This is a genomic window from Azospirillum picis (assembly GCF_017876115.1).
Lineage (GTDB): Bacteria > Pseudomonadota > Alphaproteobacteria > Azospirillales > Azospirillaceae > Azospirillum > Azospirillum picis.
On the sequence record NZ_JAGINO010000005.1, the window covers coordinates 132078 to 158245 of the forward strand.

Consider the following 26168-nt stretch of genomic DNA (forward strand, 5'->3'; position numbering starts at 1 on the left):
TTCGTTAAGTCGGCTCCCGCTGTGTAGGGAGTGCAGGCTGTGTAGCGTTTTAAGCCTGTCTTGTATTACCGTAGGTTTGATTTCTCGGTATTTTGAATTGGGTATTGATTAAAAGAAATAACCTACACTCCCTACACACATAGCCAATCTTGTTGTTCTTCCACTAAAATCCCGTGATTTTAGCATCAAAGGAGCGGATTGCATCCCTGAAGCGGAAAAGGAGGGTGTAGGCAGTCCCTACACCCTCCCTACATCCCGCCTACACGGCCACGTCCTTGCAGTACCAGACACCCCGGCCATCTCGCCCGGTGGACCATGGAAAGTTGGTATCGTTGCGCATGAGGCGCTTCATTTCCTTGCCCCAACTCGTAACGTCCGTGGCATTGCGTGGGAAGTTTTCCTGCTCCCATTCCCGGAACAAGGAGTGAAGCTCCTCAGCGCGCTTCTTCCCTTCAACCTTTGCCTGACGCGCCCATTGTTCTACAGCGCTCATGGTCCGATTTTCGCTCTGCTGCGCTGCCAATGCCGCTGCGATGATGTCGCTAGGGTCAGGTCCCCGTTCATCGACGCTGCGCCACATCTGCTCCCAATCCAAGGCATTGATCGCTTCCCAATCCGGGCTGTTGGTGAAGGCAAGCTCAGCAAAGCGTCGAACGCCTGTTTCGTCCCGGATCAACTCGCTCAACCCCTTGTTGGTGCACCCGATGAAAGTCGCCCGCTGCTCGACGTGCTCGACATCGTTGGTCCTCATCGGACGTCGCGTTAGGACATTCGCCGTGATGATGTTCTTGACCTCGTCCATCTCAGTCCGCTTTGCGTGCCCAAGCTCGTCGAGGAAAATGGCGTAATTCTCCCACAGCTGAATGTTGCGGTCGTCGGTGATTTGCTTGAAGTCGCTGTTCGCCGCGCATTCCTCGACGGGGAGAAGCAGGTTTCGGACCAACGTGCTCTTGCCCTTGCCCTGGGCGCCGGTCAAAACGGGCATTAGGTGGTTTGTTACCGGCAACCCCAGCATCTTGCGTTTGACCTGCCAGATGAACTTGCGAAGCACTGCAACCGCGAAACCTGGGCAAGTTTCCGACACGTCGAATGCAGCCCGTTCCAGAGCGTCCCATGGCGCTTGGGCGCGTTCTTGCGCCGCCGGACCGAGCTTGCAGCCCGCAATGCGGTCAAAGATCGCAAGCTTGTGCTCCTCCCGTTGCTCCAACGCCCATTCCTGCACCGCGTCAAGAATATTGTTGTCGGAGTATCCTAGTCCCAATTCTAAGGAAAGGAGACGCAGTTCGCGCAGTAAATCGCTGACTTGCGTTCGGCTGCCTGCTATAAGCCGGATATGATTGTCAATGCGGAGGTCACTCCGGTCTTCATCATTTATCACGGTGCTAGCCAACACTTCGTCATCAACGAGTTTGCTATATGTGACCGGCTTGTTTCGCTTTAACAGACCACGATATGTGATCCCAATCCGCTCATGCTCGGCATAACCCTTCACGAACGCCACGACCGTCTCGGGAACAAATCCCAACCGGCTTTCGATTTTTTGACGCCGCCTTTCTTGCTTTAGCGCCCGATCGAACTCTGCGCCTTTCATGATGCGGTTCTGAGCAAGCCACTCCCGGACTTGACGGTTATCAGCACCTGGGTCTAAGTGTGTGACGACCTCGCGACCGTCTATCCGATCCCCCTTCGCATGCCTCTTTGCCAACTCAGCGATTAGCTCAGCCTGCAAATCCGCCGGGGCTGGTGCCGCCGAATGAACCATGGGCGCGTCCGAAGAAGCGCTATCGCAGCTATAATTTTCTTTCATAATTTCTTTTGCCTCTAAACAAGAAGGCCCCGGATGCTGCAACATCCGGGGCCATCAAGTGCGCGAGAGGCAACGCACGCACGGTAAAATCATGGATAAGCTATTGAGCTTCGTGCGCCATCACCTCTCACGTATCAGCCTGTTGCAGCAGACGCTTTAAGTGTCTGCTTATTTATACTGTGAGCAGGTGATAGCTCGCAATATTCGGGCGTGAACGCTACCGGGGTAGTGGCTTGAGCATCTTAGAGAGTGCATCGCAGCGTAGCACCCTGGCATCGAGCGGCTAAATACTCGAACTACCGCGCTAACAGGAGATTACGATGCGCCAGATCGACACCCAGCAGGAACGCGATGACCTGTTTCCTTGGCCCACCCCTGGCAATAGATCGATGACACGACCTGAGCTGGAAGCTCTACGTCTGCGCGTGCGCCTTTCTGTGCAACGGGCTCTGTCTCCTTCTGCCAGCGTGTGCCATGTGCCTCTGGAATCAGGAAGCAGCGCAGGCAGCTGAACGCTGGCACGTTACTGGCAAGACATCCGGCGCACGCTTCTCGTTCCTGCGTCTTGGAGTGGTAGCGACCGCTCGAGCGCGCATATGGTCCCACATCTCGTCCACGATGGCATCCAGGATGCCAGCCTGTTGGGTGAAGTGAGGGTCTGCGCTCAGGCGATCCGCCAAGCACTCTAGGCGCGCGGCCAACCCCATCAACGCTGTCATGTGTGGCTCTCGGTGTGTGGCGAGGAGAAAGCTGAAATAGCGCTCGCTTGCCCCAAGCCAGTCTCGGCTGAATTCCGCCTGTGTGGAACAAACGCCAAGGTTGAGCAGAATATTGTAGGTCTTCGCTGCGATCATGTAAAATCACCGTGTTGGATATAGCCGCCTTTATTTATCGAGGCGTCGGAAATTTTCGTAACGAAAAAATCCCCCTGCATTGATCCGTATAAATACTATCAGCATAGTTAGGGAGAGCATTTAATGGGTATGCCTGTTCGGCAGTTCACGAGGGACGAACTTCAAGCGGCGAATGCCGCATTTCAGGCCCAGACAGTGGAGCTGGTGAAGAAGAAAACGCTTGCGCCGTTGCCAAAGAGGACCACGACCATTGTTGGTGGCCGCGCGAAGTGGAAGCAAGCCTGGGTCGATCTGCTTCGGGAAAAGGGCGCGTCCCACACCGTGACGTTCGCGTTCAACAATCCCATCTCTGTGGAAGGCGCACGCCATCGGTTTGGTGAGTTCCTACAGCATCTTGATCGCGCATTGCTCGGCCCGAGATATGCGAAGAAGCCCGATAAACGCACGTTCGCCGTAGCGTTCGCGGAGAACATCACGTCGAACATCCACCTGCACGCGGTGTTCGCCGTAGCGCCCGAGCATCAGGAGCGGTTCCTGTCGGACGCGGATGAGATTTGGGAAAAGCTGTTCCCCGGTGGCGACGTGAACATCAAAGCCATCGACGATCTCGCTGGGGCCGTCGATTACATGACCAAGCACACCAGCCACACCAGTGTTTTCGACAGTCAAATTCTTTCGACCGAGTTTCAGCGTTCGGCGAGCGCGTAATCTCACCCAACATAGCACCCCAATTGAGCCTTTTGACACGCTAAGGACATCAACGGATTGCGTTTGAACCTGGACCACATGCCCCGCATCAGCGGGGTGTGCAGTTCATCCTATTGGCAATATGGATAATAAGGCCAACAACGCACTAACAATAGAAATCCCAATAGATAGAATCTTGCCCATCTTACTAACGGCACAAACCGATCTAGCCGCCAAGCCCATTGACACCCTCAATGAAGCTCCAATCACCAACACATTTCAATAATGCGATCAATTGATCACCCTGCATATAATGGCGACGTGTGTTGAAGAATGAGCGCACACGACACTGTTATCATTGATGATGGTTTAATATGAGAATATCAACTGATTGCAACGACAAACTGATTTTGAACGCTTATATAAGCATTCGATCTTGGCTCACAGATAGACATCACGACAGGCATCTTCTCGGTCGCGGTGTTGTCGCAGACCTTCCCGATATATTTGACAAACCCTTCCTCGGAGACACCAGCGAGATAAGGAGAGAGGATAGCACTCTGATAAAAAAGGGCACTCTCTACGGAGCCGCCGTCAGTGCGATCTTCGGTCGGCGCCTTATAAAAATAACTATCACGTGGAGCGGTCATAATCCTTGGCAGCTGTCGGTTAGCCGATGGAAAAGCAATTTGACCACAGTACCGCGAGAAGATTATAGACTCGGTAAAGACCGTGGGGAGTTCTCTGGTAGCAGAGACGGTCTTGCGGACTGGGTAGCCTTGTGCAAGCTTGCAGATCACCCATGGACTTCAAGGGTGTGACTGATTTGCAAGCCAAGGGGAGATGCTTCCCCTTGGCTCCTTCCGACAAGTTGCGCGTTCCTTGCCCTCACTAATCAACTTCGCATCCGCTCTTGCCTTTTGTGCATCTGCCAAGTTTAGCATCGTTGCTGCTGTCATCTACTCGGTCCCAAGCCGTCGGTATTCCTTCAATCGCAACCGCTCTTCCATCAAGATAATACCGAGCCAATTTGTCCCCACACCCAAAGGGCACTCACCCCATATTCGATCACCCCAATCGTTGCCCTCAATGAGCTTCCGATCCCCTGTAGCAAGCAGCAATCCCGCAAGCTCGGGATCAGCAAACTTCAAGCGGATCACACTCGTCATCACGTCCCGCTTGAGCTCGTCCCAATCCGAACGGACGGTCAGCTTCCGCCCTTCCTCTTTCGCGTCCATGGGATCGCATATCGCGGCAATTCGGTTTCTTTCAGCCATATCTGTCGTCTTTGACGCCTGATAGGCGTGCTCGGTCGAGCCGTACTCAATGCCCTCCCACTCAATGCGGCATGGCCACATATTGGACAGGAATCGATACGGTCCTTGAAAGCTCGTTATAGGGCACGTTTGTGCCTGGAGCATTTCGGTCGGCTCTCCTTCAATCCGGATCATGCCCAATCGCTCCTTTCCCGACGATCGCTCAGCATCATTGCATTGCACCATGATGCCGCAGCCTATGCTTGAACGTTGCCAGACGAGATGTGATTGCCTTAAATGCAATTCTGCCACGGGATAGGTTAGCCACAGACTTTTGGAGATGCAGCGATGCAAGATCGCCGTTTGGTTATCATGTATTCTGGCGGACTAGATAGCCTTATCGCCTACCATTATGGCCGCTCTCAAGGATATCAGCCTCACTGTATTCATCTTAATTTCGGCCAACCTTATGCAGAGAAGGAGCTCGCGTCCATTCTCCGCGCTTCAGAGTGGCATCCGTCCGTTGATGTGCTTAATTTCCGGGAGCTCTATGACCTCTTTTCATCGCGGCTTACCAATCATATCATTCCGAGCCGAAACGTTTTGCTTGCTGTTCTTGGCTCGATGTTTGGTCCTCGTATTTGGATCAACGCACTTGATGGGGAGCAGAATGGCAAGGAGCACGACAAGAGCGAGCGCTACTTCCAAGATGTAAGCGCGCTCCTGACATTCACAAATGAGTTCTTTCAGTCTCAAACTGTTGTGGAAAGCCCATTTGCGAGCATGTCCAAAGGCGAAGTGATCCGCTGGGCTCTCGGTCATGGCATTCCACGGGAGGTGTTGTTCGACACCAGCTCGTGCTACAGCGAACACCAGCACAAATGCGGGACCTGCATCACCTGCGTGAAGCGCTATATCGCATTCCTTGAGAACGATATCGAGGAGCCGGGATACGAAGTCGATCCGCTGAAGTCTCAGTATTTCGCCGAGTTGTTGATCGAAATACCGCAGGCTCTTCAATCCAGAGACTTTGCTCGCTTTACCGAGAAGCGCTCCGCTGAATTCATGGCTTTGATCAACAGACTGGGAGTTCCCGCTAATGGATAAGCGGCTCCTATCCTGGGAGGAATACGAGCACCATTGCCTGAAATTGGCAGAGATGGTCCTCCCCTACAACCCTACCGAGGTCATTGCCGTAGCGAGGAAAGGATTGATCCCTGCATTCCTAATTGCCAATGTATTGAAGCGGAAGGTCGGCTTCTGGTATCCAACTGAGAACAAGCTCTGTTCGTTCAACAACACCAGACTGCTGTTCGTCGACGATATGATGGCGAGGGGGCGCACCTATCTCCGCCTCAAGGAGTGCTTTCCTGACTTGGATTATCGCCTAGCGACGGTCTTCATTGACCATGAGTGCCCGTATCGTCCCGACTACTATTCATTCGTCGCCCATGATTGGATTATTGCTCCCTTTTCAAAACGTGAGGATTCAATCCCCGGTGTTCGCCGCGACTTTCGGGAGACGGTCGAATATTTTAAGGAATGGTGAAAGGATTTTTCTGAACACGTTGTTGTGCGCCACATCATAGATCACATAACCAAGCGAAGACCATATCAGCCAGCACCACATAGAAAATTTGTGGAGATGTCCCGGCCCGTGTTGCAAATGGTTGGGCGCTGCTGATTAACGCTTACGCCGCCGCGCTCATGCTGGCAAGGGCGGTTTCATTGGCAATGGGGGCCGATCGCGCCGCCTGAAGATCCAGCAGTGCGGCTTTGAGGGCCGGCAACGGCTTGTAGGCTTTCGGGCGCTGGAGGCCCTTCTTGGCCCCCATCATGTCGGCGGCGGTTCAGCGCAGGGCCATCGAGGCATCGCGCCAACGCTTCACGTTGCGAATGACCTAGCGGATGGTGCCGTTCATGTTCTCGATGATGTTTGTGCAGGCCTGCGAGCGCCGCAGCTTCCTTGGGCAGCTTCCAGACGCGCAACGCACAGGATCTCCTCCAGCCCCTCCAGGATGCTCGCGGCGATCCTGGGCTACTCCTTTTCCAGCCGCCGTGCCAAGTTCAGGATCAGTTAGTCGGCCTTGGCAACATCATCCATTTCCCAGACCCGCCGCAGAGTTTTGCGGACCGAGGCGTGCATCGCCTTGGGCAAGCGCTCGGTGATGCTTTGCATGCTTTATGGACTTGGCAGCGTTGAATCGGCGTGTCCTGGCCGAAGGTGCGGCGGATCGCCTTGGACAGGGCCTTGGCGCCGCTTCGGCGACCCCGACACCATTGGCCGCGAGGAGGGTCATCCGCGCCCGCAAAACGGTCCGCTAGGCGGTAGGGCCTGCGTGGATCAGCCGGTCAAGTTCGTTGCGCTCTTCGTCAGTCAGCGGTATCGGGGGGAATGGCGGGGCATCGGCAAGACTCTTGGGTGGCGTAGGAACCCAGAGAATCATGGCTTCTTCCAAACCGCCAGCCCTTCCGACCGTCAGAGTCACCATTTCCGCCAAGGTGTACTAGGGAATGCCAAGCCAGTCTCTTTCATATCATCTGAGAGCGGCGAGCAACTCGGAGAAGGTTCCGCAAAGGACTTCGGTAACGTCCGTTTCATGATTCCAGAAGACGACATCCTTCACGGTTCTGCGCAGCCCTCGGAAGCAAAATAAATTTCCGAAGGGATCCATGCCGAAGGGGAAAAGGTTTGCCTGCGCGACAGAAGTGGCGAATCCATGTCTTGCCCCGTGGACATTGTCCTTGTCTTTAGGATTGAGGGACAGCAACCGTTCAAAAATCCGCTCCTGCCCCGAGGGAGTCGTGATGCCGTTGGGCGTTGGCCGTCCTCCGTTATTCTCAAGCACACATACAACGTAGTCCCGACCGAAGGTGATGCCCCAATCCCGCTCGATAGCCGTGATGTCGTCGGAAGAAACAGTGTTTTTCACATATTTCCAGGTCAACATTTGTGCCTCCATCAAGTTCGCGCAGTGCCGCCACCGCCCCAGATTACACGCCCACCCGTATGCCCGGTCCCTTGGTGCGCAGCGGTGTCCACAAGTTGCATCTTCCCGGGTTCTTCGGTGTGATGCCATGTATAGCCGTCTGGCGTGTCACCGTTTGCTATTTGCTCAAGCTGTTCTTCTGTAAATTTAGCTTTGAGATCCGGATCATTCTCCACCGCATCTTTCAGCTGAGCATTGCACATAGCAATATGTTCACGATCTTTCGCATTGAATTTGTCTTCCGGTAAATTCGCATCAAATGCAGAATCAAATTCTGGGAATACGCCTTCGTAAACTTTTCCATCATATTCTATGGTTTTTCTGACATATGGAACACCAGTGTCCGGATGACATTGTCCTTCATAGCGCTCATTCCTGCACGTCAGTGCAACAACTTCTTCTCCCTCCTTCTGCAAAGAGGCCTCAGTTTCCTCACCTTCATTGAGGTGTCTAGTGTCGGGTTCAGGATGGGAAGGAACATCGTCGTCCCTTGATGCTTCGCGTATACGCACATCATCGCCCCCCGGTCTTTCGCTGAAAGAGCCACTGCTGGGCGACCTAATGTCCGGTGTGATCATCTCTCTCACGGCAGGTATCTCCCTTGGATCTGCTCGATACACTTCCGCAACTGCTGAGGCTCGACCATCCGAGTGACATTGATGATCTCGGCGGCAACAACCATTCCTATGTCATCGGCAACAAAATATGTTTGCTCCTCCAACGTCGCCATGATGTGGTTGAAGCAGGCTTGCGCTGACAGGAAGCGAAGGGAGGCTCCTCCCACATCGGGCAGGATGGTCCGAATATGGCGCTCAAGAGTCTGACTGGTTCGGGGAAGTGGCCGAGCGCAATCCCGAGCCAGGTCTACGGCCTGTCTCTTCGTTGCCCCTAGGGCGAAGGCCGCAGCTTCCACATCGATCTCCGGTAACTCCTGTGGCAGATGTAGGCGATCAGCAAACAACGTCCACAGAAGATCTGTCCTGATGCGCCGCTCTTTGCCCGAAACCTCTGGTGCAAGTGAGATGTTGGCCGAAGGAATCTCTTCAGGCTTGATGTGGCATAGCAGCGGTTCTAGCCAGTCGCTTTGAGACACGACAGCCGTATGGTTTTCCAGCCGGGCCAGTTGTTTGGCCTGCTCCTCACTCAAAGCCAGAGCGCCCCCCAAGGCGATGCGATCAACTTCGAAGGGAGCTCGCATCACAATCTTGATATTGGTGTTCCGCAACACGCAATCATCAAGCGCAGAGGCTGACTGGTCGGCGATAATGAAACCTTGCCCATAGCCGCGCATTTCGGCTAAGGCGTTGGCAAATGCTTCCACCGCCAATCCACGAGGGTTACTGCCTTCTTGACTTTGTTCGGTCGCCGTCCGCTTCAGCAGGACGTGCGCTTCTTCCAGGATCATTAAATGGCGCAGTTTGCCGTTATTAGGGACTCCACTGCTTAGACGGGTTTCATACAAGCGCATGAACAGAACGCCCATCAACAATGCCCGTTTCTCAGGAGAGCCCATGGACGATAGGTCGATGATGGACGAATTGGTCAGAAGATCTTCCCACGCCGTTTCTTCATTCTGATGGCACAGTAGGGTTTTTCCCAATGCCCCTCGACACAGAGCGCGCAACCGTGTCGTCAATGCGCCGACATAATCACTACTGACCTGTTCCGAAAATCCGAGGTTCCTCACGATTTCCGGGATCAGTTCGGCTACCCGACCCAGAGTGGGAAAGATCCGTCCACGAATAGAGCGCGAACTGATGGAGTCCCATCCCAATTCTTCATAGGCACGGTAGACTGCTTCCTCGAGAATTTGCGGCATTGCCGCATACATGGGGAACGCAGCATTGAACACGGTGCAGACCCGGTCGATATGGTCCGCCAATTCAATACCATCGGGGAATACCAGGGGATTGAGGCGCAGAGCATTGGGGCCGCTACGTCCAGCCACGCAATACCGGACCGGATGGGCGGTGGTCCCCAGACCCTGTAATTGTTTGTATTCCCCCTTGGCGGGTTCGATGACCATGAAGGGCACGCCCATTCTATGGGCACGCGCCAACAACGACATGATGGTCGTGGTTTTGCCGACGCCGGTCGTTCCCGTCACCAGAGCGTGAGCTGCCAGCTTATCCAGATCCAACTCAATGTTCTGATGGGAGTCATCTCGCCATAGATGGCGTAGAGTCCCCAAATAAAGACTGCGGCTGGGTGTCTGCTGGCTTCCCTGGTCCAGCAATTGCCGACGGCGACCGAAGACCGGAACATCCATCACTGTCGTCGCCTCGGTTGATCGACGAGGCAGGCTCAGTTGCAAGGCCATTTCCCGTCCTGACACCAATGTTGCCGGGCTGATGTGGGAAATGTGGACGCCTTCGGAGAAGTCGGGTTGCAAGCGGGGATGAGTCAGGCGCTTCAGCCAAGCCAGAACATTATCCCGGTGCTGCTGTCGTTTATGATTCCAGCAGGTAATGGCGAAGTCTTCTGCCCCCGAGTCTCCCCCACGCATAAGCCCCAAGAACAGGCTGGACAGCGACTGCGCCGTTTCGGTATCTGGCCCAATGAAATAGGCAGCTGTGTTCCATCCGCCATACGCCCTGGCTTCGTCGATACGCTGTAGGTGGTGGTCAATCTTGTTCAGCAATTTCTCAACGGTCTTGTCCTGAACAGTCAGGGTTATCTGGCGCGATGAACCAGTAGTTTCCGTCTCGCCCCGGCTATCGCTACTGCCTTCGGAAATGCTTTCGGTCGTGGTAGTACTATCCGACTGGGACTTGCTGTATGAGGAGCTCTTGTTCTTGGAATAATTGGCTGAAAGGAAAGGGGTAAAGGGAAGTGGAGTGCCGACACCACCACTAACTCCCCAGGAGTCTCCTGTGGTCTCCGTATTGCCTTCGGTCATCGTCCGGCCCAGGCTGGCGCCAATCGAAGTAGAAAAGTTTCGACCAATAGTCTCGCTCACCGCAAAACTGTCTTGGACGCCATAGGCCAGTTGAGTCGATTGCAGAGGAGCGAGGTGAGACGCCGTTTCCTCATAGCCAGCTTGAATCTGGTGTAGAGTTTGAGGCGACACCGGCTCGGCCAGGATCAAAGCCATATAAGGGTGCTGTCCTGCCGCGTCGATGAACCTTTCCAACCCCTGGGTGAAGTTGTCTCGTTCGTCCGTCGAAAGCGAAGGAATTCCTGTTACGGCAGTGACGCAGGTGCTTGGGCTGGAGCGGACCGGTTGGACAAAATCCAGAAGTTCCCGGGTTTGCACATTGTTGAGTTTTTCAAGACTGCTTCCTGGAAAATGTCCTTTGAAGCTTTTATCCAGGAGCTTTCCAGCGGCATCTCCGCCCCTCCCCTCGGGCAAACATCGTGTGCCAATGTAGAGGCTATGCTCGCCACGACCGTCGCAACGCAGAAGCAGGAATACCGCGTACCCTGCCGCCCCCAAGGCGGTATAGACGGCTGTGGCGCTTTCAAGAGTATCGGCCCGGTTTTCTTGAACCAATCGGCTGAGCTTGAAAACACGGACGGCGACATCAGGATCAAACGAATGCTCACCATCGGGACAAAACACGCCAAATTGCTGTAAATTTGCCAAGTAATCTCGATAGATCAATCTCCGAGCGGTAGCAAGCCCTCCCCCTATCGCCTCAGGCAGCGGCGAGGAGACGGATAGTTCGTTTCGAGCGGCCAGTGTCTGGGCAGTCATGATCGCCTCGTCACCGCCGTCGATCCTTTCGGGCGGCTCTAAATAGGTAGAGTCCGCCGGCGACGGCAATCCCGAGGCCGCCGAATGGGTAGCCTTTGGCGAAAGCCGCCAAGACAGCAACTCCGATGCCGGCGCCGATGGCAATATCTTTTCCTCTGGGAAATCGCCCCCCACTCTGATCCTTCCCGGCATTCACCACTGGCGAGACTGAAGAGCGGGGGCAGGAAGACGCATGCGCGTGATCATAAGCTGCATCCGTCCTGGTCAGCGATGCGGAACGAGGGAGCAACGGAGCAAGCTTTTCGTGCCCCTTGTCACGCAGATACTGCCGAACCTCCAGGATGTGCTGCAAACGGTCGATGGAAAAATCGTCGTTGGCGTCCGCGACTTGATCTTGAAAGTAATCGTAGGTCCACTCAGCTTTGTTCTGGACATGAGGGAAGGAGTTGTCATTCCGGCCATTCAATATCGCTCCCTGGGTGCGTTGATGATTCATTACCCAGCGGACCAGCACCCTGATGTCTTCGGTCAACGGCGCCCGCATGACCACCTTGTCGAGGATGGTCACTCGCACCTTACGACCATCGCGTTGCTCCACCGCCAACCTGATGCTGGCTTCCGGTTCGAAAGACATGCTCTTCCCCTAAAATGAAACAATGGTGTCGATACGGGTCTTGATCCGCTCAAGGTAACGCTTGGTATTTTTCGCCTCGCCCAGTCTTATTTCGACAGAATCTTTGTTGTTTATGTTTTTTTGGAGTTGCGAAAGGTACTCACCCATCGCCACCTCGGCTCTTGGCATCAATTCACACTCAAACAAGGTCTTTAGGCGAAGCGATAGCTTTCTAATTTCTCCCTTCGCATCTTCAATAATTTTGTCGAATCGCTCCATGGTTGGAAGTATTTCTTTATTATAGATGTCGGAAAGGCTAACTACCTTTTTTTGTGTGACGGTGTACTCATCGTCGCCCCAGGTCCAAGGCTTATACCAAGCTTTGTTTGGATTGCCTCTCCTCTCTGTAAAAGTGCGTGTGTATCGATCAACAATATTTCCACTAAATCCCAACATAGATTTCTCTATGCTGAGAGTGCTTTTTAGTCTGAAAAACGCAGACGAATTGCTGTCAATCTGAGATATGATATGAGACAGACACTCGTCATATATTTTTTTATATTCTGCAACACTCCTCTCCTGTAGGGAGTCGAATTGGGATTCCAGAAAATTGCATAGATCGGCAGCAGCACTATCGATCTTGCCCCGTGCGGCGGAGAGTGTCTTTTCCGCTGTGTAGGGATCTGCTGTGCCACCCATTCCATTCTCAAGATCTCGAATTACATTCTGAGTGAGTTTTCGACACTCTCTTATTGCTTTTTCCACGTCGTCTGGAATGTCTTTTTTTTTGCCAATTTCCTCCGCTACAGCTTTTCTGAAATCGTCACGGCTTAGAATGTCTTTCAGTTTTTCGATGTCTTCATTCAGTTTCTTTAGCTCGTTATCAGAAGAGCTGATAATACGCTCAAGGTCTGTCACCTCTTTTTGATAAGCGTACTCGTAGCGCTCCCTCAGCATCGTACCGGCATCCGCCACCTTGTGTACATTGGCGTATTTCTCCATGTACTCGGCGATAACTGCCTCGATTACGGGGACACCTCCGAAGATCTCCACTTGGGCCGCAATGTTTCCGGCAGCATGTGCCTCATCCCAGGCTTGTCGCAGGACATGCCGGACAGAGGGGGAAACCGAAAGGCAGTCGAAAATCCGGGTCTGCAATTCGTAGGGAATGTTATCGTATTCCCGATTAAAGTGGCTGCGCTCGCGCCTGTCCAATTCCTGCCCAGCCCTATCCATGCGGGCCAATTTCGTGGTTTGAGCCGCCGTCGGAAAAACCCGGGCGTCTTTAATTCCAACCTCGGAGAGATATTTTCTTGCATTTGCGAGAACCTGTTCCACAGGCTCCTTCTCGGGATTTAACTCGTCAATTTTGTTGAGCACAAAGAGGAAGCGATCGCGGGCAGCCCTTCCTCCCTCATTGATGACTTTGCATATCCGTTCCAGCAGGGCCTTGTCGTCATCCACCCCCAACTGGGTCGCGTTCATGACGTACAAGACCAGCGACATGTCCGACTTTTCAATGTTTTTGAATGTGGTCTTACGGTGCTCAAAATTTTGGCTGTTATTCGGACCAGGTGTGTCGACCAGGACAAGGGAAGCATGCCGGGATGTTTTGATCGCGCTGATATTACCCCAAATATCGATATCGGTGATTTGGGGATCCTGATTCCATTCCTCCACATCCTTCCGCGTCAGGTGCCCGCATGAAGCGATGAGATTGCCCTCACCATCCCATGCCTTGCCAATGAAACCGTCACCCGCTTCCTTACTGTCGTGGATTGCAGTCATCGTCGCGGTACAGGCTTGGTTCTTAGCAGGCAATATGTCCTTCCCCATCATCGCATTGATTAGGGTAGATTTGCCTGCAGACATGGTGGCCAAGACGTGGATGGCAAAATCAGGAGCCAGGATACGTTCAAGGTCAGCTCGGAAACCCTCTGACTGAAACTCTTTTATGGCCGTGTTATTGCAGATCTCAGAGATAACCGCCTTCATCTCGGACAGCCGTTCTTCGGCTGTGTGGACGGGGATGTGCTCTGTAGAGAAAAGACTGAATTTCATGTCATGAGCCGCAACCTTCGCCGCATTGACGACATCCTCGTAATCGACCGTTAGTCCGTGAAATACGAGGGCTAAGCTTTCAATTCCATTGATATGGTCATAGATTTTGTAAAAAATTTCATCAACCCATCCCTGGGTGTTTCGCCCATGGGTGCACTCAAAATCGACGATCTGTCCGTTAATGATGATTGTCGTGGCCTGCACAAATGGATTGGCCGTAATCTGGACCTTTGTCGTTGCCTGTTTCTTTGCGTCTCTGGTCATAATTCGTTTCCTTGTATCTCGGTCGGCATGTCATCCGTCACGAGACGGGCCTGTGTTCCAAAACCTAAAACCCACGCCATGAGTTCTTTTTCGCTGGTGGTGGTGACGGTCAGGATTATGGTTCCGTCCGGTTGGTTTTCGATAGTCTGGTCTTCGCTCCATACGCGATCGCGAACGTAATCGGCGGCAGAAGTGGCGATATGAACTCGCATCCGTTTCGGGGCGTGCCAGTCCAGGCCAAAATGTTGAGAGTCGGCATCAACGGGGTTGAAGCGGAAAAATTCTCCGGTGGGCGTGATTCTCTTGATGCGGTGAAGGGAAAACGTCGTCGGACGCTCCTTCAGCAGCGAACCTTCGGCAAGCCTGTAGCCTTGCAGATACAGCGTTCCGTTCATCGCCAGCAACCGACCAGGGGCGTGGCGATAGATCGTGGGCGCAGGACGACCGGCGGCGTGATAGTTGATTTGGCAGACTTGGCGCTTGCTGATGGCTTCGCGCAGTTGAGCGATGGTGCCCAGATGCGGGGTATAATCGATGAATCCCTTGCTGTTGAAACCGACGGTGCCGCTGGTTGCAGGGATGGCAGGAAGTTGTTGGGTCAGGGTCGCCAGGGCTTGATCCAAGAGGAGCGCCAGAGCCTCGGGCAACATACAGGTCAAATCCCGGCACAGACTCAAGAAACGCAAGGCTTCCGCTTGTTCAGCGGAATCCTGGTGGGCCGTATGGAGTTGGAAATAGCGACGACGGCCATCCATTCCGCGCTCCAGCAGGGCGTCCTTGCCAAGATGGATTTCCACCAGATCGATCATGCGGGAAACGGTCTGTACTGAGCGTCCCAGCCGAGGAGCCAATTCGGACAGATAATGACGACCTTTCTCCTGAGTGAGAAGTTGATAAAGAAGCAGCAGCTTCTCCCCAGGCAGGCCATCATCTCGCTTTTTCGGCATTGTCGCCATCCGGTATTAATCTTCTGATTTTTAATGACCCAATTCAGGGTTTTATAATCTCCGAAATTCAATTGCCACCCTATAGTCACCACCCTTGCTTGCAACAACGTGATTTTTGACGAAGGCGTTGGCTCCATAAAGAGCGGAACCCGTGACTACCAGCGAACCAACGAAACGGAACATTTCGACCTCCTGGGCTTGAGCACGGACATATTATGCTCTACGAACCCTCCAGATTCTGACGGGTGTTCTCTGTATTTTTTGCTCCTCCGTCCTTCAGTGGCTTTGTATCGAAGGGCACGTTGATCTCACTTGCCGTTCTTGGAATGCCCCTCCCGACTTCATGACAGTGTCACGCTTCATCACCCTGGTGCCCTCTCACCACGATAGCGCTCGCGCCAACCAAACAACTGGTTCGCGTTCACACCATAGTGTCAGGGAATCGTCGAAACTGAGGCGCTAGGCAGCAGTGATGCTTTCACGATCTCCCGTTTCAATGCTTCCGGCCAAGAACGATCACGACGCGACCCAGCCAAATTTATGTCCATTTTTGAATTCGTGGACACCTTCTCTCCCTCACTTACATCCCCAAAAATACATCCAATATCGGATAACTACGATACTCCTGCAAGGCGGTCCCCGGCGGCTGCGAGTTACCCACATTGTCGAGAGCGAGGGGCGCACCGAGGACATGTCGGTCAGGCGCGCCATGCCGCGCCACAGAACCCGATCGCCGGGCGGCTCTTCCCGGGGCCGTGATCGGGCAGACCGCTCTTGCCTAAAGCCCGTCCTTCCCCCGTGACACCCTCACGTCAAATCAGTAACCAGATACCCATCTCATAAAATGCACATTTTGTGAGATCAGAAACCGCAGAATTCCTAGCTTCGCTCTTAGGTAGCGAGCCAGAAGCTTGGAAAATATAATGTTTTGTGGTGGAACGCTGCAAAATGTGAGGCTGCGATGAAACAGGCAAAAGTCCCCAACGAGGCAGAATTCAAGCGGCTCGTCGCGGCCACCGGCATGGGTAAGTACACTGCCCGTAACCGTGTGGCGGTCATGCTGTCCTACTATGGCGGGATGCGAGTTGGCGAAATTGCGGCGTTGAGATGGGCCGATGTGATCGATCGGGAAGGCCGTGTGCGCGACCTAATTCAGCTTCGGGCCGAGACAACCAAGACCGACGAAAGCCGCGCCATTTATGTGAGTGACCGGCTGCGAAAGGAGCTGGACCGCTACGTCAACTCGCATGCAGAACAGCCAGCGGTCGATCAACCCTTCCTGCTCACCCAGCAGCGCACATGCTTTTCAGCCAACACTCTGTGCCAGCTCTTCGGGCGCTTCTACCGTGATGCGGGCATCGATGGCGGATCGAGCCACAGTGGGCGACGCTGGTTCATCACCCGCCTCGCCCACAGCGGCGTTAGCCCGAAGGTCATCATGACGCTGGCAGGCCACAAGAATCTGACCACGACACAACGCTATATCGACTGCACCCCGGAGATGATGAAAGCCGCTGTAGAGGTCCTTTAGCCAAAATTCAATTGTCTTCCTACGCGAGCGGCCTGTGATGAGGTACGCTCGGTTGCCCAGTTCGCCAGACGGTGGGAGTGCGCCTCACACTTTTCGGACGGCACACCCCCTTCACTTCCCCTCTATTCCAGCGGCAATCCCATATCGAAGCAGGTCATCAAACAACATCACGCGACATGGCACTCGGTCGGTGAGATAAGCAACCTGAGCCGCATCGCTTTCAATGTAATGCGTGATTTCATTGTGCTCCTTCAGCACCCGTTCCTTGTAAAGCGCGGGGTACTGAATGTCTCGATTGTCGTGGAATACGGCCTTGGGATGCATGGCGAATTGGTCAATCCATGCCAGAGTTTCCTTTCGGTCGTCAACGGGTCTGCCGGTTATGATGTAGTAGGGCTGGTCAGGAATGAAGATTGGCTTCATCAATGAGGTTCGGACGCGATGAACCGTGCTGAAGGTTTCGGGCTGGTAAACGATGTCTGGAACAAAGATCCCATCAAGATCGAATGCTAACATTGACACCAATCTCGTTTGCAAAGTGAGCGAAGCGTTCACGTCGCCTCTTCATGAAGCTTGTATGGTCATACGATGGCCAATCGTGACCTGCTGGCTCCAAGAAGAGGCGATGCGCACTACTCATCAATCGATTGGCAGCAGCGTGCATAAGTGCCTTGCTGGTTTGTTGCAAACGGCACGAAGCAGCGCAGTTCGTCCTTATCCAGACTTTGCTCAAGCACAGCGAAAGCGGATTTCACCTCCGCATCCACGACATCACCGTTCATGCTCAAACCGTAAGCCACGGCCATATCAGCAAGCCTCTGAATATCGCGGACACGCAGATGACGGTCCTTAGGCAGCTTGTAGCTGGCCGGAACCGGGAACAAGTCAACAGGCGTGGCGCTCGTTGCGCGTGTCGCCGCTGCGGCAATCACACCCGGCCCGTCCTTGAGCTTGAGCACGCTGTCCGTATCGGTCTTGGCGACGCGCGTCTGATTGTTGCTGGAAACAAACTCCTTCATTGCGTCCAGCCAATCCAGAGCATGTTGGGCGGCGCCATAATCAAAAGCGGTCTTTGCGGCTGATGTGAACTTGCTCGTACCAACAAAAAGACCCTCACGCTCTTTTTCGGTGAATGGCAGGAGCGTGATGCGGTTCAGTTTGGTATTTTCTGGGACCAGAGTGCATGAACCGTTGCCATGCGCCTCCACAGACCAGTTGCCGTCTTTCAAGAAGCCTGAGACGAACTGTTCAGCAGTATCACTCTTCTCGACATCGAAATACAGCGACGAGCCGACCGGCAACCCAAGGTCATGCCCTATGATCCGCGCTTCCGCGTACATGAAATCATACATGCTGGCGGCGGAGTACAGGTGACTGGTGATCGTTCCCGCGTCTTCGGAGGTCTCCACCACGATCAAGCGACGCTCCTTCGCGCCGGGGGGCGTGGAGACAGAAGAGATGAACTCTACAGCCCTGAAAAAGCGGAACAGGCTATGCTGCTCCAGCACCGATCGCGCCGACCGCTTTTTGCTCCCATGTTTCTTCAAGATTGGAGCAACATCAGCCTCTTCGGTGCTCAGCATTTTCACGATTTCAATCTGATCCGGGCCGACAACGCGCACCAAGACAGTCGCGAACTCAGATGAGGAGGAGAGAGGGGCGCTGAGTTGAACCACGCCACTCAGGGGCTTTTCTTTCTTCAGCGCCGCAATGCCGTCAGCGATCAACGCTTCGGTCTTGGCGTCCTTGCTGGCTGCGCTTTCTGGAGAAAGATGTTGGTCCGCCTCTTCGTACCAGATCTCCAGCGTCTTTCCACCCGCAACCAGCCACTTCGACAGTGGATCCTTGATCTTCAGGACATAGGCGACCTGAAGAACCTTCGCGTATTTTGATTGCGGAGCATCGGAGGCGTGCTTGAAGGCGATTTTGACCAAAGCCGTGAAGGGGTTTTTTTGCGCGACCGCGCCCCATTTGCCGCCCATCTTGTTGACAAAGGCTTGGGCAATGGTGAAATCGCCACTTTCCAGCAGGCGACGGCCAAAATCAAACAACCCTTCCAAAGCCGCGTAGAGTGCCTTTCGCGCTCCTTCATCCGCCTTCTCGCTGTCGGCGGCGGCCTTCTGGACCGGCTCAAACTCCTTGATCCAACTTGCAAGCTGGGCGTCGTAATTGTCGCCCTTAGCCGTCCGCTTCGCCTTCCGTGCCATCATTCCCTCGCCGAAAAACTTTCGTAACGAAAAAATCCACGCTGTCGTAAGATCAGCTTGAGCTTCACCATGCCCCAATGAGCCAGTGATGTTAAAGGATTATTCCTCTGTTTTCGATGGCTGCGCAGTCTATCTCCCCGCTCTGAATCCCAACTATGCGGAGTTCGCGGCCACTGGATCATTCAAGCGGCTGGAGACGCTAGAGCCGGGTGATCTGAACTTCCTGAGCCCAGACAGTCGGCTGTTCTACTACCCCTATGCTCTCTACAGCGCAGGGCAGGCCGCAAAGACGGAAAACGCAGCCCGCAAGGACAACATTGTCTTGCGGCGCGATCGCCACGCGACTCGTATCATTGGGGACAGTGGTGGCTTCCAGGTGGCAACCGATACGATTGAATGGGAAGGCCCCGAGACGGCAGCACGGTTGCTCAAGTGGATGGAAGGGCACGCCGACTACTGCATGGCCCTTGATTTCCCAACTGGCGGGATCAGCGGCGGTATTATCGCCAAGCACTCGAAGCGATTGATATCCGAAGGCGTTAATCTGCCCAACATCGCTCGGCTGAACGGCCTCGGCATTGATTACAACGCCTGCCTCGTCCAGACCCTTCGAAACAACCGGCTCTTTCGTCGCATTGCCAATCCTGGCACAAAACTCCTCAACGTTCTCCAAGGGCGAAATCTTGACGAGGCCGAGGAATGGCTGCGGCATGCGCGGAAAAGCAAATTCAAAGGCTGGGCATTCGCGGGCTATTTGACCAATGACATCGCCTTGCTGTTGCGGGTGCTGATACGCATGCGTGATGGCGGCGACCTGAAGGGGAAGGAGTGGCTGCACTTCCTTGGTGTCGGCAACCTTGAACTCGGATGCGTCTATACCGCCCTACAACGGGCTTTCGAGAACCAGATCGGCTCTTCTATCCAAATCTCTTACGATGCCAGTAGCCCATTTCGCATGTATGGAAACCAGATGCTCTATTCTGGATTTTCCCTACATCCTTCCGGCTGGAGCCTTCAGACCATCAGGTTCAGTGAACTCGCCGATGCCCAAAACAAGACGGGCACGATGATGGACGCATTGCTGTCGGCAAAATTCAAGAGAGGCACTACAGGTGCCGAGGAAGCCATTGCAGAATGCACTCCGGACGTGACGAGTTTTGTCGTCAGACACCCCAACGAAATGCCTCGCCATCTCGGAAAGCACTATTTTCCAGCAGAAAGCACGGTCGCACATCTGTTGCTTCTGGATGGGCAGAAGCACTCCTTTTTCAACAATGGTGACCGTGACACCGACACCGACATGCTGGCTGCAAACCACAACATCCATGTCCTCATTGATGCGCATCGTCGCGCTCAACGAGCTTTCGATGAACTACGAACCGAGCAGGTTCCTGCCAGACTGATTGCAACAGCAGAGGTCATCAAGCAGGTATTTAAGTCCGAGACACCGGAAACGCTGATCGAGCAGTGCGAGCACTTCCTGAATTTTGGATGACTGCTAAAAAATTTAGCTGGATTGCGACGTAGCTCAATCGGCTACCAGCGTAGCAGCTTACTTTGTAACGCAGCTGGCGCGCTTCCTACGCGCGCCAGGAGCCCCTCAGCGAGAGGTATTTCGACGTCACCAGTCCCATGCCGTGAGCTTCCATTCGGGCCGCATGTCGGAGTTCATGAGTTCCAAATTCACGTCGGCGTAGTAGGGATAGATCATTTCGCTGTACGTGCCAGTGCTTCGCAGGAAAAGTCGGGGCACCTATTGTCGTGGTATGGCATTTTAGAAACTCCACTCTGGTGCGACCTTTCTTACACCTGGCGCTCGACTGGTGTGGCGGAATAGCTGCGAGGGAGATAGAATGCAGCCTCGTTGCATACCCTTGTGCTACGTTATGACGTATAAGGCTCCACCGGTGATGGTAGAAGCGAACGAAAAATCAAAAATCGAAGAGGCCGCTTGGCTCAGCGCGTCCTTCTGGGAAACAGGGCAGGCTTTAGGTTTCCCGATACAGTTTGACAAGGTTTTGCTTCACTTGCGGCAGGACATGCGAGACGATTGGTATTTCGACTGCCTGCAATACGACGATCTTTTCAGCGCCCCAGATGAGGCGAAGAGGATTATTATATCCCTCCTTCAGGAGTGGAATGGAACCTATTGTGGAACAAAGAGTGTTGTCCGGAACATTCCAAAGAAGGGATATGGCGAACGCTACGGCCTTGAAACTGACTTCTTTGACCGCTTTGTCTATCAAGCAATTTGCACGTTTCTGATTCCGTATTTTGATAAGCTGTTGAGCCATCGAGTTCTTAGCAATCGCTACGATCCAAATCCCCAAAATCCGAAATATCTCTTTAAAAATAAAATTAGCCGATGGTTCACGTTTGAAGGGGTGACGCTAACGTTTGTTAGATCGAAGAAACACCTACTGATTACTGATATAAGCAACTTCTTTGAAAACGTATCACGCGCCCAGCTCGTTGCTGAACTGGAGTTCGCTCTTCCAAGCATCCATGCGACAGGGCCAGAAAAGCTACAGATCCGCAATGCGATCAGGACACTGGATAAGCTACTTGAGCAGTGGACCTTCAGCGGCAGTCATGGCTTGCCACAAAATCGGGATGCGTCCTCCTTTCTATCCAACATCTTGCTGTCCTCCGTGGACCGAGAGATGACCAAGAAAGGGTATGACTATTACCGTTATGTCGATGACATTCGAATAATTGCTGATTCCGAGTTACATGCTCGGCGTGCGCTCCAAGATCTTATCCGTCAACTGCGGACGGTAAGCTTAAACATCAATGCTAGCAAAACTGAGATACTGGCAGCCGATACGCCCCAAACTAAGCTCGCCGAATATTTTCCATCTCAAGACAGCGCGACCAATGCAATTAGTCAGATGTGGCAGTCGCGCAGCCGCCGGATCGTGACCCGATCAGTCACCTACATCTTTAATATCCTAACGGATTGCATCGCCTTGGGCGAAACCCAATCGCGCCAATTCCGCTTTGCAGTGAACCGTGTCGCGCAAATTGTCGAATCGGGTCTCTTCGACGTAGGCGATGCCTTGTCTACAACGTTGGTGGACACACTATCGGGAACGCTTTCGGATCAAGCCGTATCGACCGACCAATATTGTCGGCTGATCGCAATTCTGGACAGGGATGGACGCTGCCTGCCAGCATTGGAAACATTCCTCTTGCGAGAAGAGGGAGCAATCCATGACTGGCAAAACTACAATATCTGGCTGCTCCTCGCCGTAAGGAAGTATCGATCTGATGCTCTCGTTGCATTGGCTGATCGCAAACTCCAAGAGGACATGAGATCGGGAGAAGCGGCTGCTATCCTTATCTGGCTCCGGTGCGTGGAAGAGAAAGCCCTAATCGAGCGATCGGTTCAATGCTTTACAGCGTCACTTCCTTATCAGAATGCACGCTACCTACTGATCTCCGCGTCCGTATTACCCGTCGGTAGTCTGCAGCCTCTTTATGGCTTAGTGCCGACGGGATTAAAGGGCACGGGTGCGCGTGCAGCACGCCACCACAATGAAGACGGCTTGCCGTTTGCTCTGCGCGAGCGACCGAATTTGATGAACCTCGTAGATGAAGTCAGTGAATATGATTAATCATCCATGGAAGCTACTGCTATTCGTAAAAGATTTCACGGAGCGAGGCGCCGATTGCTTCTATTGGCTGGAGGATGACCAGCTGAACCAGACGAGTGCAGAGCAAGTTGTCGATTACGCAGGCGTGGTTGTATGCCACGATTTCTGGATCATCCGAGACGTCCTCTTCGACATAGCGCAGGATCTGCCAAAAACCATCGTTGATCTTGACGAATTTCGAATAGCGGTTAGCGGAAACCCCGAGGATCGGCACTCTCGCGAAAAGCTGGATATTACAAGCCATCTAGAAAGATACGGCGCAACGTCGGAAGTTTGCTCAACCTATAAAAGAATGTTCAATAAGGCTGTTGAGTTCAATGTTGAGATTGCGTGCGAAGCCGCAAAGAGCATGGCCAAAATGTATTTGGCTCTGCATGCAGAGGCTTCGGAGAACGGGGAACTCGAACGGTTTTGGGCTGTGGAAGTACCTGTTTATCGGCTCCTTCAAAAATCAATGTCCATGGGGGTCACGATCAACTCCTCTGACCTATCGGAGAAGCGAAGAGAGGCAGACTATGACTACTACTTTTCCTTAAAAAGCTACTCGTCCAAACACGACATGCCATTGGAGACACCTACTCCCAGGGCAATCGAAGAAAAGTTATGCGCGGCCGGCTTCGATCTTAACGGAGTGTCAACAGAATACGTACTCGAATTCTTGCCGCATGAACATGATTTCGGCAATGATACGCTTGTACTTCAAGAGTTCGATGCGGCTAAGCGGGTTCTGGCGTCACTTACCTTATCGTGCGGTCTTACCAGACCTATCATCGATGTCTTTGGATCGCGGACATCACGTGTGCATGTGCGCAGCCCCTCACTTCAAAACCTTCCCAAAAAGTACCGTACGATCATAGCGGCACCTAAGGGTGCTAAGCTCTGCTATGTCGATTTCGACCAATTCGAGGTCGGCATTATGGCTGCCCTTTCTGAAGATCCGCAGCTGGCAGCCCTCTACAGTGACGGCGATATGTACGAATTGTTTGCAACGAACCATCTCGGGCTTATGGGAAGCCGGAAAGTCGCCAAACAGTTGTTTCTCTCATACGCTTATGGGATGAGCCGGAAGTCGTTGATTGACGCAGCAGTATCACTCGGTGCCGACCGTGAACAAGCAAAGGGTGCCTTCAGACTCTTCTCCAGATATGAGGAATGGAAAAGGACCATTTGGACGGAATTCCTGCGTGAGGGACGCATCGCGACAGTTCAAGGCAATCATTACAGGAGGAATGGCAAAGGGCCTCTATCTGCGAAGGAGCAGCGCTCTGCAGTCAGCCAAGTGGTTCAAGGTACTGCTTCATTGATCTTCAAGAAGGCGCTTCTGGAAGTCAGCGGTATTGCTGACGTCGCCATTGTGTTGCCCATGCACGACGCACTTCTATTCGAGCACCGCTTATCGGATACCCCTGAAAAGGTAGTGAGCGCATTCGAAAGGGTGATGACTGAACAGCTGTATGGGCGTGTCAAAGGAAAGGCATCAATTGGGCAGTTTGCGCCGCACAATCCCGTCAGCATGTCTTCTACCCGCGCGAGGAGCCTACAGAGCGTTGGGGAGTGATCCGCGTGCGCTTCGGAGCCTTGGCACGTGGCGTAGCTTTGTCGATCTGAATGGGGAACTTTGTCCCGCTGAGGCTGAGCTTTTCCACTCTTTCCAAATAGCGGGGGCTCTGCTCAATCGTACTTTACCTGAACTGTTCCGTGCTCATCATACCTAAGCAGGCAACCTCCACTCGGGCCACAGATGCTCCTTCATCAACACCAGTTTCACATCGGCGTAGAAGCGGTGGATCTTGTCGCTACTCCTGCCGAGTGTTGCGGGCCTGCATGATGATGTCCACTCCGGCAATGAACTGCTGGCTGATGTAGAAGTGGCGGAACGAATAGGATGTCCGACGCACACCATGATTATCGGGCCATAGCACGCCTTCGATAGCTCGGCGAAGCTCTTCTTCACGCTGTCGAGCCAATTCCCGGCTGTATTGGCGCAGACCGGCTCGGTGTCGAGCGGATCGCGCTTCATGGCTCGAACCATGAGCATCCACAATGTGTCGAACCAGGGCAAGGCGGCTTCCTGGGGAAGGGCAAGGCCTTGCCCTTCCCGCGTACGCGAAGGCGAATATCGCGGTCACGTAGCGGCTTGTTGGGCCGCTCCCTGTAACCCAGCACATCCCCCCAGTTTAGCCCAGTGAATTGCCTCGGTCGGCAGCCGGTGAATGCGGCGATCATTTTGTAGGTTCGCAAGATAGGCAGACCCTATCGAACGCGCTTATTGAGTTTCGCCCCCCTCACACGGGCCGTTCGGGTGCATCGTCACGTTGCCGATAGGTCAACACCGATGCCTTATCGAGATTGGCGATGTGGCCGTAGTGGTCCATGATGACTTGGACACTGGTGCGCATATTTCGCGCGAGGTCCTCAATCGGCACTCCCCGGTCGAGTGCTTCAGTCGCTGCGGTATGGCGCAGGCTGTAAAGAGATCGTGGCGCTCCATCGCCGTCGAGCCAGAGTTCGAATTTCTTGAGGCAGTTACGAAAGCTTTGTTCAAGTAAGGGCATTTCCCCCTTCTTGTAGGCGAACACAAGGTCGTCCGGCTCCGTGTGCGGGCAGATATTGCGCCATTCGATCAGCAGCGGCCCGGCATCATGCTGCGCAACCACCCATCGTGACTCCACCTTACCGCGCAAGAAGAACTGCACATACCACTGGCTGTCCTTGTCGCTCCAGGTCGCTTTGACATCCTGCCACCGCAGCAGCGGCATGTCATTCGTTCTCATACCACTGTAGTATACGAGTTTCACAGCGTAGTAGAGGACCGTACGAACCATACGATCTCGGTCGTTGCGCGCTTCCTGTTGCCAGAGCTTTAGCACCGTAAAGAGCGTCTTCATTTCCTCCCGCGAGAAGGCTGCCCTCCGGTTCACCTTGGTCTTGGCAAGGGCTTTAGGCTTCTTCAAACGCGAAACGACACCGCGCTTGAGATGCCCTTTGATCTCCGCCCACTCGACAATCTGGTTGATCGTGTTGAGTTCGGCGCCAATCGTAACCTTGCTAGGCTGAGCGCTTCGCTTTGCATTGTTGAGCCGCCATGTCCAATAGCGCTCGGCTTCCGAATGGTCAATGCTGCTCAGCGAGCGCCCTTTGAAGTAGTATTTCAGGTAACGCTTGATTGCTCCCTTAGAGACCCGGAGCACGCTGGCTTTGTAGGCGCCTTTCTTGACGAGATCTTCTTTCTCCGAAAGCCACAGATCACACGCCTTCTCAATGCGCATCTCGAAGACCGGCAGATTGTCTTCGATGCGAACTTGAAGGCGCATCCACCGCTTGCGTGCTTCAACGACAGCGGCATGGAGATCGGTCGTCTTTAGGCTCTGGCGGATATAGCGGCGGGTGCCCGTGACATAGGCACGCATCTGCCAATATGGGCTCTTGCTATCCCGCCAGATCAATAAGCCGTCTTCAATTTCCTTAATTTCTTTAAGGCTATTGTCTTCGACTTCCAAGGCGTTTTCCCCAAAAGTTCGCAACCACTTCGCAACAATTTACGGAACTTTTGAGGAAAATCAACACCTCGCAACAAGTTCGCGACAGGAAATCTCGA

The 26168-nt window shown here is 53.6% G+C and carries 21 protein-coding genes and 1 pseudogene; 7 read left to right on the forward strand and 15 right to left on the reverse strand.

From position 1 onward, the window contains the following. Positions 1 to 259: 259 nt before the first annotated feature. Together J2850_RS09490 and J2850_RS32310 are read right to left on the reverse strand one after the other, a co-directional pair. On the reverse strand, positions 260 to 1852 hold the full coding sequence (locus J2850_RS09490) for a VapE domain-containing protein (protein ID WP_209980962.1): 1593 nt from the start codon (positions 1850 to 1852) through the stop codon (positions 260 to 262). Between the two features lie 443 nt (positions 1853 to 2295). Further along, a complete protein-coding gene (locus tag J2850_RS32310) occupies positions 2296 to 2661 on the reverse strand; it encodes a DUF6626 family protein (RefSeq protein ID WP_370878917.1) in 366 nt (121 codons plus the stop codon). Positions 2662 to 2784: 123 nt separating this feature from the next. Here J2850_RS32310 and J2850_RS09495 point away from each other — a divergent pair, with 123 nt between their 5' ends. Beyond that, entirely contained in the window at positions 2785 to 3369 is a 585-nt protein-coding gene (locus J2850_RS09495; RefSeq protein ID WP_209980964.1) for a hypothetical protein, read from the forward strand. Between the two features lie 362 nt (positions 3370 to 3731). Here the strand turns inward: J2850_RS09495 and J2850_RS09500 are convergent, their stop codons facing one another. Next, a complete protein-coding gene (locus J2850_RS09500) occupies positions 3732 to 3998 on the reverse strand; it encodes a hypothetical protein (protein WP_209980966.1) in 267 nt (88 codons plus the stop codon). A gap of 309 nt (positions 3999 to 4307) precedes the next feature. Next, positions 4308 to 4799 (reverse strand): NADAR family protein, encoded by a 492-nt coding sequence (locus tag J2850_RS09505; protein WP_209980968.1) that lies wholly within the window; start codon positions 4797 to 4799, stop codon positions 4308 to 4310. 153 nt (positions 4800 to 4952) lie between these two features. Here J2850_RS09505 and J2850_RS09510 point away from each other — a divergent pair, with 153 nt between their 5' ends. Together J2850_RS09510 and J2850_RS09515 are read left to right on the forward strand one after the other, a co-directional pair. Continuing rightward, a complete protein-coding gene (locus tag J2850_RS09510; RefSeq protein WP_209980970.1) occupies positions 4953 to 5711 on the forward strand; it encodes a 7-cyano-7-deazaguanine synthase in 759 nt (252 codons plus the stop codon). Then, positions 5704 to 6153, forward strand: a complete 450-nt coding sequence (locus J2850_RS09515; protein WP_209980972.1) for a phosphoribosyltransferase — start codon at positions 5704 to 5706, stop codon at positions 6151 to 6153. Before J2850_RS09510 ends, J2850_RS09515 begins: the two co-directional genes overlap by 8 nt. A 142-nt stretch (positions 6154 to 6295) precedes the next feature. Here the strand turns inward: J2850_RS09515 and J2850_RS31745 are convergent. The 7 genes and pseudogenes from J2850_RS31745 to J2850_RS09550 form a co-directional block, all read right to left on the reverse strand. Then, positions 6296 to 6863: pseudogene (locus tag J2850_RS31745) on the reverse strand (transposase); the annotation flags it as partial. Positions 6864 to 7141: 278 nt separating this feature from the next. Beyond that, positions 7142 to 7555 carry an SMI1/KNR4 family protein gene (locus J2850_RS09525; RefSeq protein ID WP_209980976.1) on the reverse strand — a complete coding sequence of 138 codons (414 nt, stop codon included), beginning with the start codon at positions 7553 to 7555 and terminating at the stop codon, positions 7142 to 7144. An 11-nt stretch (positions 7556 to 7566) separates the two neighbouring features. Further along, positions 7567 to 8172: an HNH endonuclease gene (locus J2850_RS09530; protein ID WP_246512965.1), complete on the reverse strand. Its 606-nt coding sequence runs from the start codon at positions 8170 to 8172 to the stop codon at positions 7567 to 7569. Between the two features lie 5 nt (positions 8173 to 8177). Next, positions 8178 to 11291, reverse strand: a complete 3114-nt coding sequence (locus J2850_RS09535; RefSeq protein ID WP_209980980.1) for an FtsK/SpoIIIE domain-containing protein — start codon at positions 11289 to 11291, stop codon at positions 8178 to 8180. Between the two features lie 10 nt (positions 11292 to 11301). After that, the gene (locus J2850_RS09540; protein WP_209980982.1) at positions 11302 to 11925 is read right to left on the reverse strand and encodes a hypothetical protein; all 624 of its coding nucleotides are present in this window, start codon (positions 11923 to 11925) and stop codon (positions 11302 to 11304) included. A 9-nt stretch (positions 11926 to 11934) separates the two neighbouring features. Further along, positions 11935 to 14229, reverse strand: a complete 2295-nt coding sequence (locus tag J2850_RS09545; RefSeq protein ID WP_209980984.1) for a dynamin family protein — start codon at positions 14227 to 14229, stop codon at positions 11935 to 11937. Continuing rightward, a complete protein-coding gene (locus J2850_RS09550; protein ID WP_209980985.1) occupies positions 14226 to 15176 on the reverse strand; it encodes a WYL domain-containing transcriptional regulator in 951 nt (316 codons plus the stop codon). Before J2850_RS09550 ends, J2850_RS09545 begins: the two co-directional genes overlap by 4 nt. Before the next feature lie 961 nt (positions 15177 to 16137). Here J2850_RS09550 and J2850_RS09555 point away from each other — a divergent pair. Continuing rightward, complete coding sequence (locus J2850_RS09555) at positions 16138 to 16707, forward strand: tyrosine-type recombinase/integrase (protein WP_209980987.1); 570 nt, start codon at positions 16138 to 16140, stop codon at positions 16705 to 16707. Positions 16708 to 16818: 111 nt separating this feature from the next. Here J2850_RS09555 and J2850_RS09560 read toward each other — a convergent pair whose 3' ends face one another. Continuing rightward, positions 16819 to 17223 (reverse strand): hypothetical protein, encoded by a 405-nt coding sequence (locus tag J2850_RS09560; protein WP_209980989.1) that lies wholly within the window; start codon positions 17221 to 17223, stop codon positions 16819 to 16821. Positions 17224 to 17339: 116 nt separating this feature from the next. Beyond that, on the reverse strand, positions 17340 to 18917 hold the full coding sequence (locus J2850_RS09565; protein WP_209980991.1) for a hypothetical protein: 1578 nt from the start codon (positions 18915 to 18917) through the stop codon (positions 17340 to 17342). Positions 18918 to 19002: 85 nt separating this feature from the next. Between J2850_RS09565 and J2850_RS09570 the strand changes: the two genes are divergently transcribed. From J2850_RS09570 to J2850_RS09580, 3 genes are all read left to right on the forward strand, one after another. Then, positions 19003 to 20409, forward strand: coding sequence for a hypothetical protein (locus tag J2850_RS09570; RefSeq protein WP_209980993.1), 1407 nt, complete (start codon positions 19003 to 19005; stop codon positions 20407 to 20409). A gap of 415 nt (positions 20410 to 20824) precedes the next feature. Further along, positions 20825 to 22531, forward strand: a complete 1707-nt coding sequence (locus J2850_RS09575; RefSeq protein WP_209980995.1) for an RNA-directed DNA polymerase — start codon at positions 20825 to 20827, stop codon at positions 22529 to 22531. Next, positions 22509 to 24128, forward strand: a complete 1620-nt coding sequence (locus J2850_RS09580; protein ID WP_209980997.1) for a DNA polymerase — start codon at positions 22509 to 22511, stop codon at positions 24126 to 24128. The genes J2850_RS09575 and J2850_RS09580 overlap by 23 nt, the downstream gene beginning before the upstream one ends. 153 nt (positions 24129 to 24281) lie before the next feature. Here the strand turns inward: J2850_RS09580 and J2850_RS09585 are convergent, their stop codons facing one another. Next, positions 24282 to 24632 (reverse strand): hypothetical protein, encoded by a 351-nt coding sequence (locus J2850_RS09585; RefSeq protein WP_209980998.1) that lies wholly within the window; start codon positions 24630 to 24632, stop codon positions 24282 to 24284. A 223-nt stretch (positions 24633 to 24855) separates the two neighbouring features. Next, positions 24856 to 26070 (reverse strand): tyrosine-type recombinase/integrase, encoded by a 1215-nt coding sequence (locus J2850_RS09590; protein WP_209981000.1) that lies wholly within the window; start codon positions 26068 to 26070, stop codon positions 24856 to 24858. Positions 26071 to 26168 lie beyond the last annotated feature (98 nt).

Excerpts from the sequence above, each read along its gene's own strand:
- J2850_RS09535 (WP_209980980.1), bottom strand. The coding sequence starts at position 11,291 with ATGACTGCCCAGACACTGGCCGCTCGAAACGAACTATCCGTCTCCTCG.
- J2850_RS09495 (WP_209980964.1), top strand. The coding sequence starts at position 2,785 with ATGGGTATGCCTGTTCGGCAGTTCACGAGGGACGAACTTCAAGCGGCG.
- J2850_RS09530 (WP_246512965.1), bottom strand. The coding sequence starts at position 8,172 with ATGATCACACCGGACATTAGGTCGCCCAGCAGTGGCTCTTTCAGCGAA.
- J2850_RS09490 (WP_209980962.1), bottom strand. The coding sequence starts at position 1,852 with ATGTTGCAGCATCCGGGGCCTTCTTGTTTAGAGGCAAAAGAAATTATG.
- J2850_RS09550 (WP_209980985.1), bottom strand. The coding sequence starts at position 15,176 with ATGCCGAAAAAGCGAGATGATGGCCTGCCTGGGGAGAAGCTGCTGCTT.
- J2850_RS09525 (WP_209980976.1), bottom strand. The coding sequence starts at position 7,555 with ATGTTGACCTGGAAATATGTGAAAAACACTGTTTCTTCCGACGACATC.
- J2850_RS09545 (WP_209980984.1), bottom strand. The coding sequence starts at position 14,229 with ATGACCAGAGACGCAAAGAAACAGGCAACGACAAAGGTCCAGATTACG.
- J2850_RS09560 (WP_209980989.1), bottom strand. The coding sequence starts at position 17,223 with ATGTTAGCATTCGATCTTGATGGGATCTTTGTTCCAGACATCGTTTAC.
- J2850_RS09565 (WP_209980991.1), bottom strand. The coding sequence starts at position 18,917 with ATGATGGCACGGAAGGCGAAGCGGACGGCTAAGGGCGACAATTACGAC.
- J2850_RS09575 (WP_209980995.1), top strand. The coding sequence starts at position 20,825 with ATGGTAGAAGCGAACGAAAAATCAAAAATCGAAGAGGCCGCTTGGCTC.
- J2850_RS09580 (WP_209980997.1), top strand. The coding sequence starts at position 22,509 with ATGAAGTCAGTGAATATGATTAATCATCCATGGAAGCTACTGCTATTC.
- J2850_RS09515 (WP_209980972.1), top strand. The coding sequence starts at position 5,704 with ATGGATAAGCGGCTCCTATCCTGGGAGGAATACGAGCACCATTGCCTG.
- J2850_RS09500 (WP_209980966.1), bottom strand. The coding sequence starts at position 3,998 with ATGACCGCTCCACGTGATAGTTATTTTTATAAGGCGCCGACCGAAGAT.
- J2850_RS09570 (WP_209980993.1), top strand. The coding sequence starts at position 19,003 with ATGTTAAAGGATTATTCCTCTGTTTTCGATGGCTGCGCAGTCTATCTC.
- J2850_RS09555 (WP_209980987.1), top strand. The coding sequence starts at position 16,138 with ATGAAACAGGCAAAAGTCCCCAACGAGGCAGAATTCAAGCGGCTCGTC.
- J2850_RS09540 (WP_209980982.1), bottom strand. The coding sequence starts at position 11,925 with ATGTCTTTCGAACCGGAAGCCAGCATCAGGTTGGCGGTGGAGCAACGC.
- J2850_RS32310 (WP_370878917.1), bottom strand. The coding sequence starts at position 2,661 with ATGATCGCAGCGAAGACCTACAATATTCTGCTCAACCTTGGCGTTTGT.
- J2850_RS09505 (WP_209980968.1), bottom strand. The coding sequence starts at position 4,799 with ATGATCCGGATTGAAGGAGAGCCGACCGAAATGCTCCAGGCACAAACG.
- J2850_RS09510 (WP_209980970.1), top strand. The coding sequence starts at position 4,953 with ATGCAAGATCGCCGTTTGGTTATCATGTATTCTGGCGGACTAGATAGC.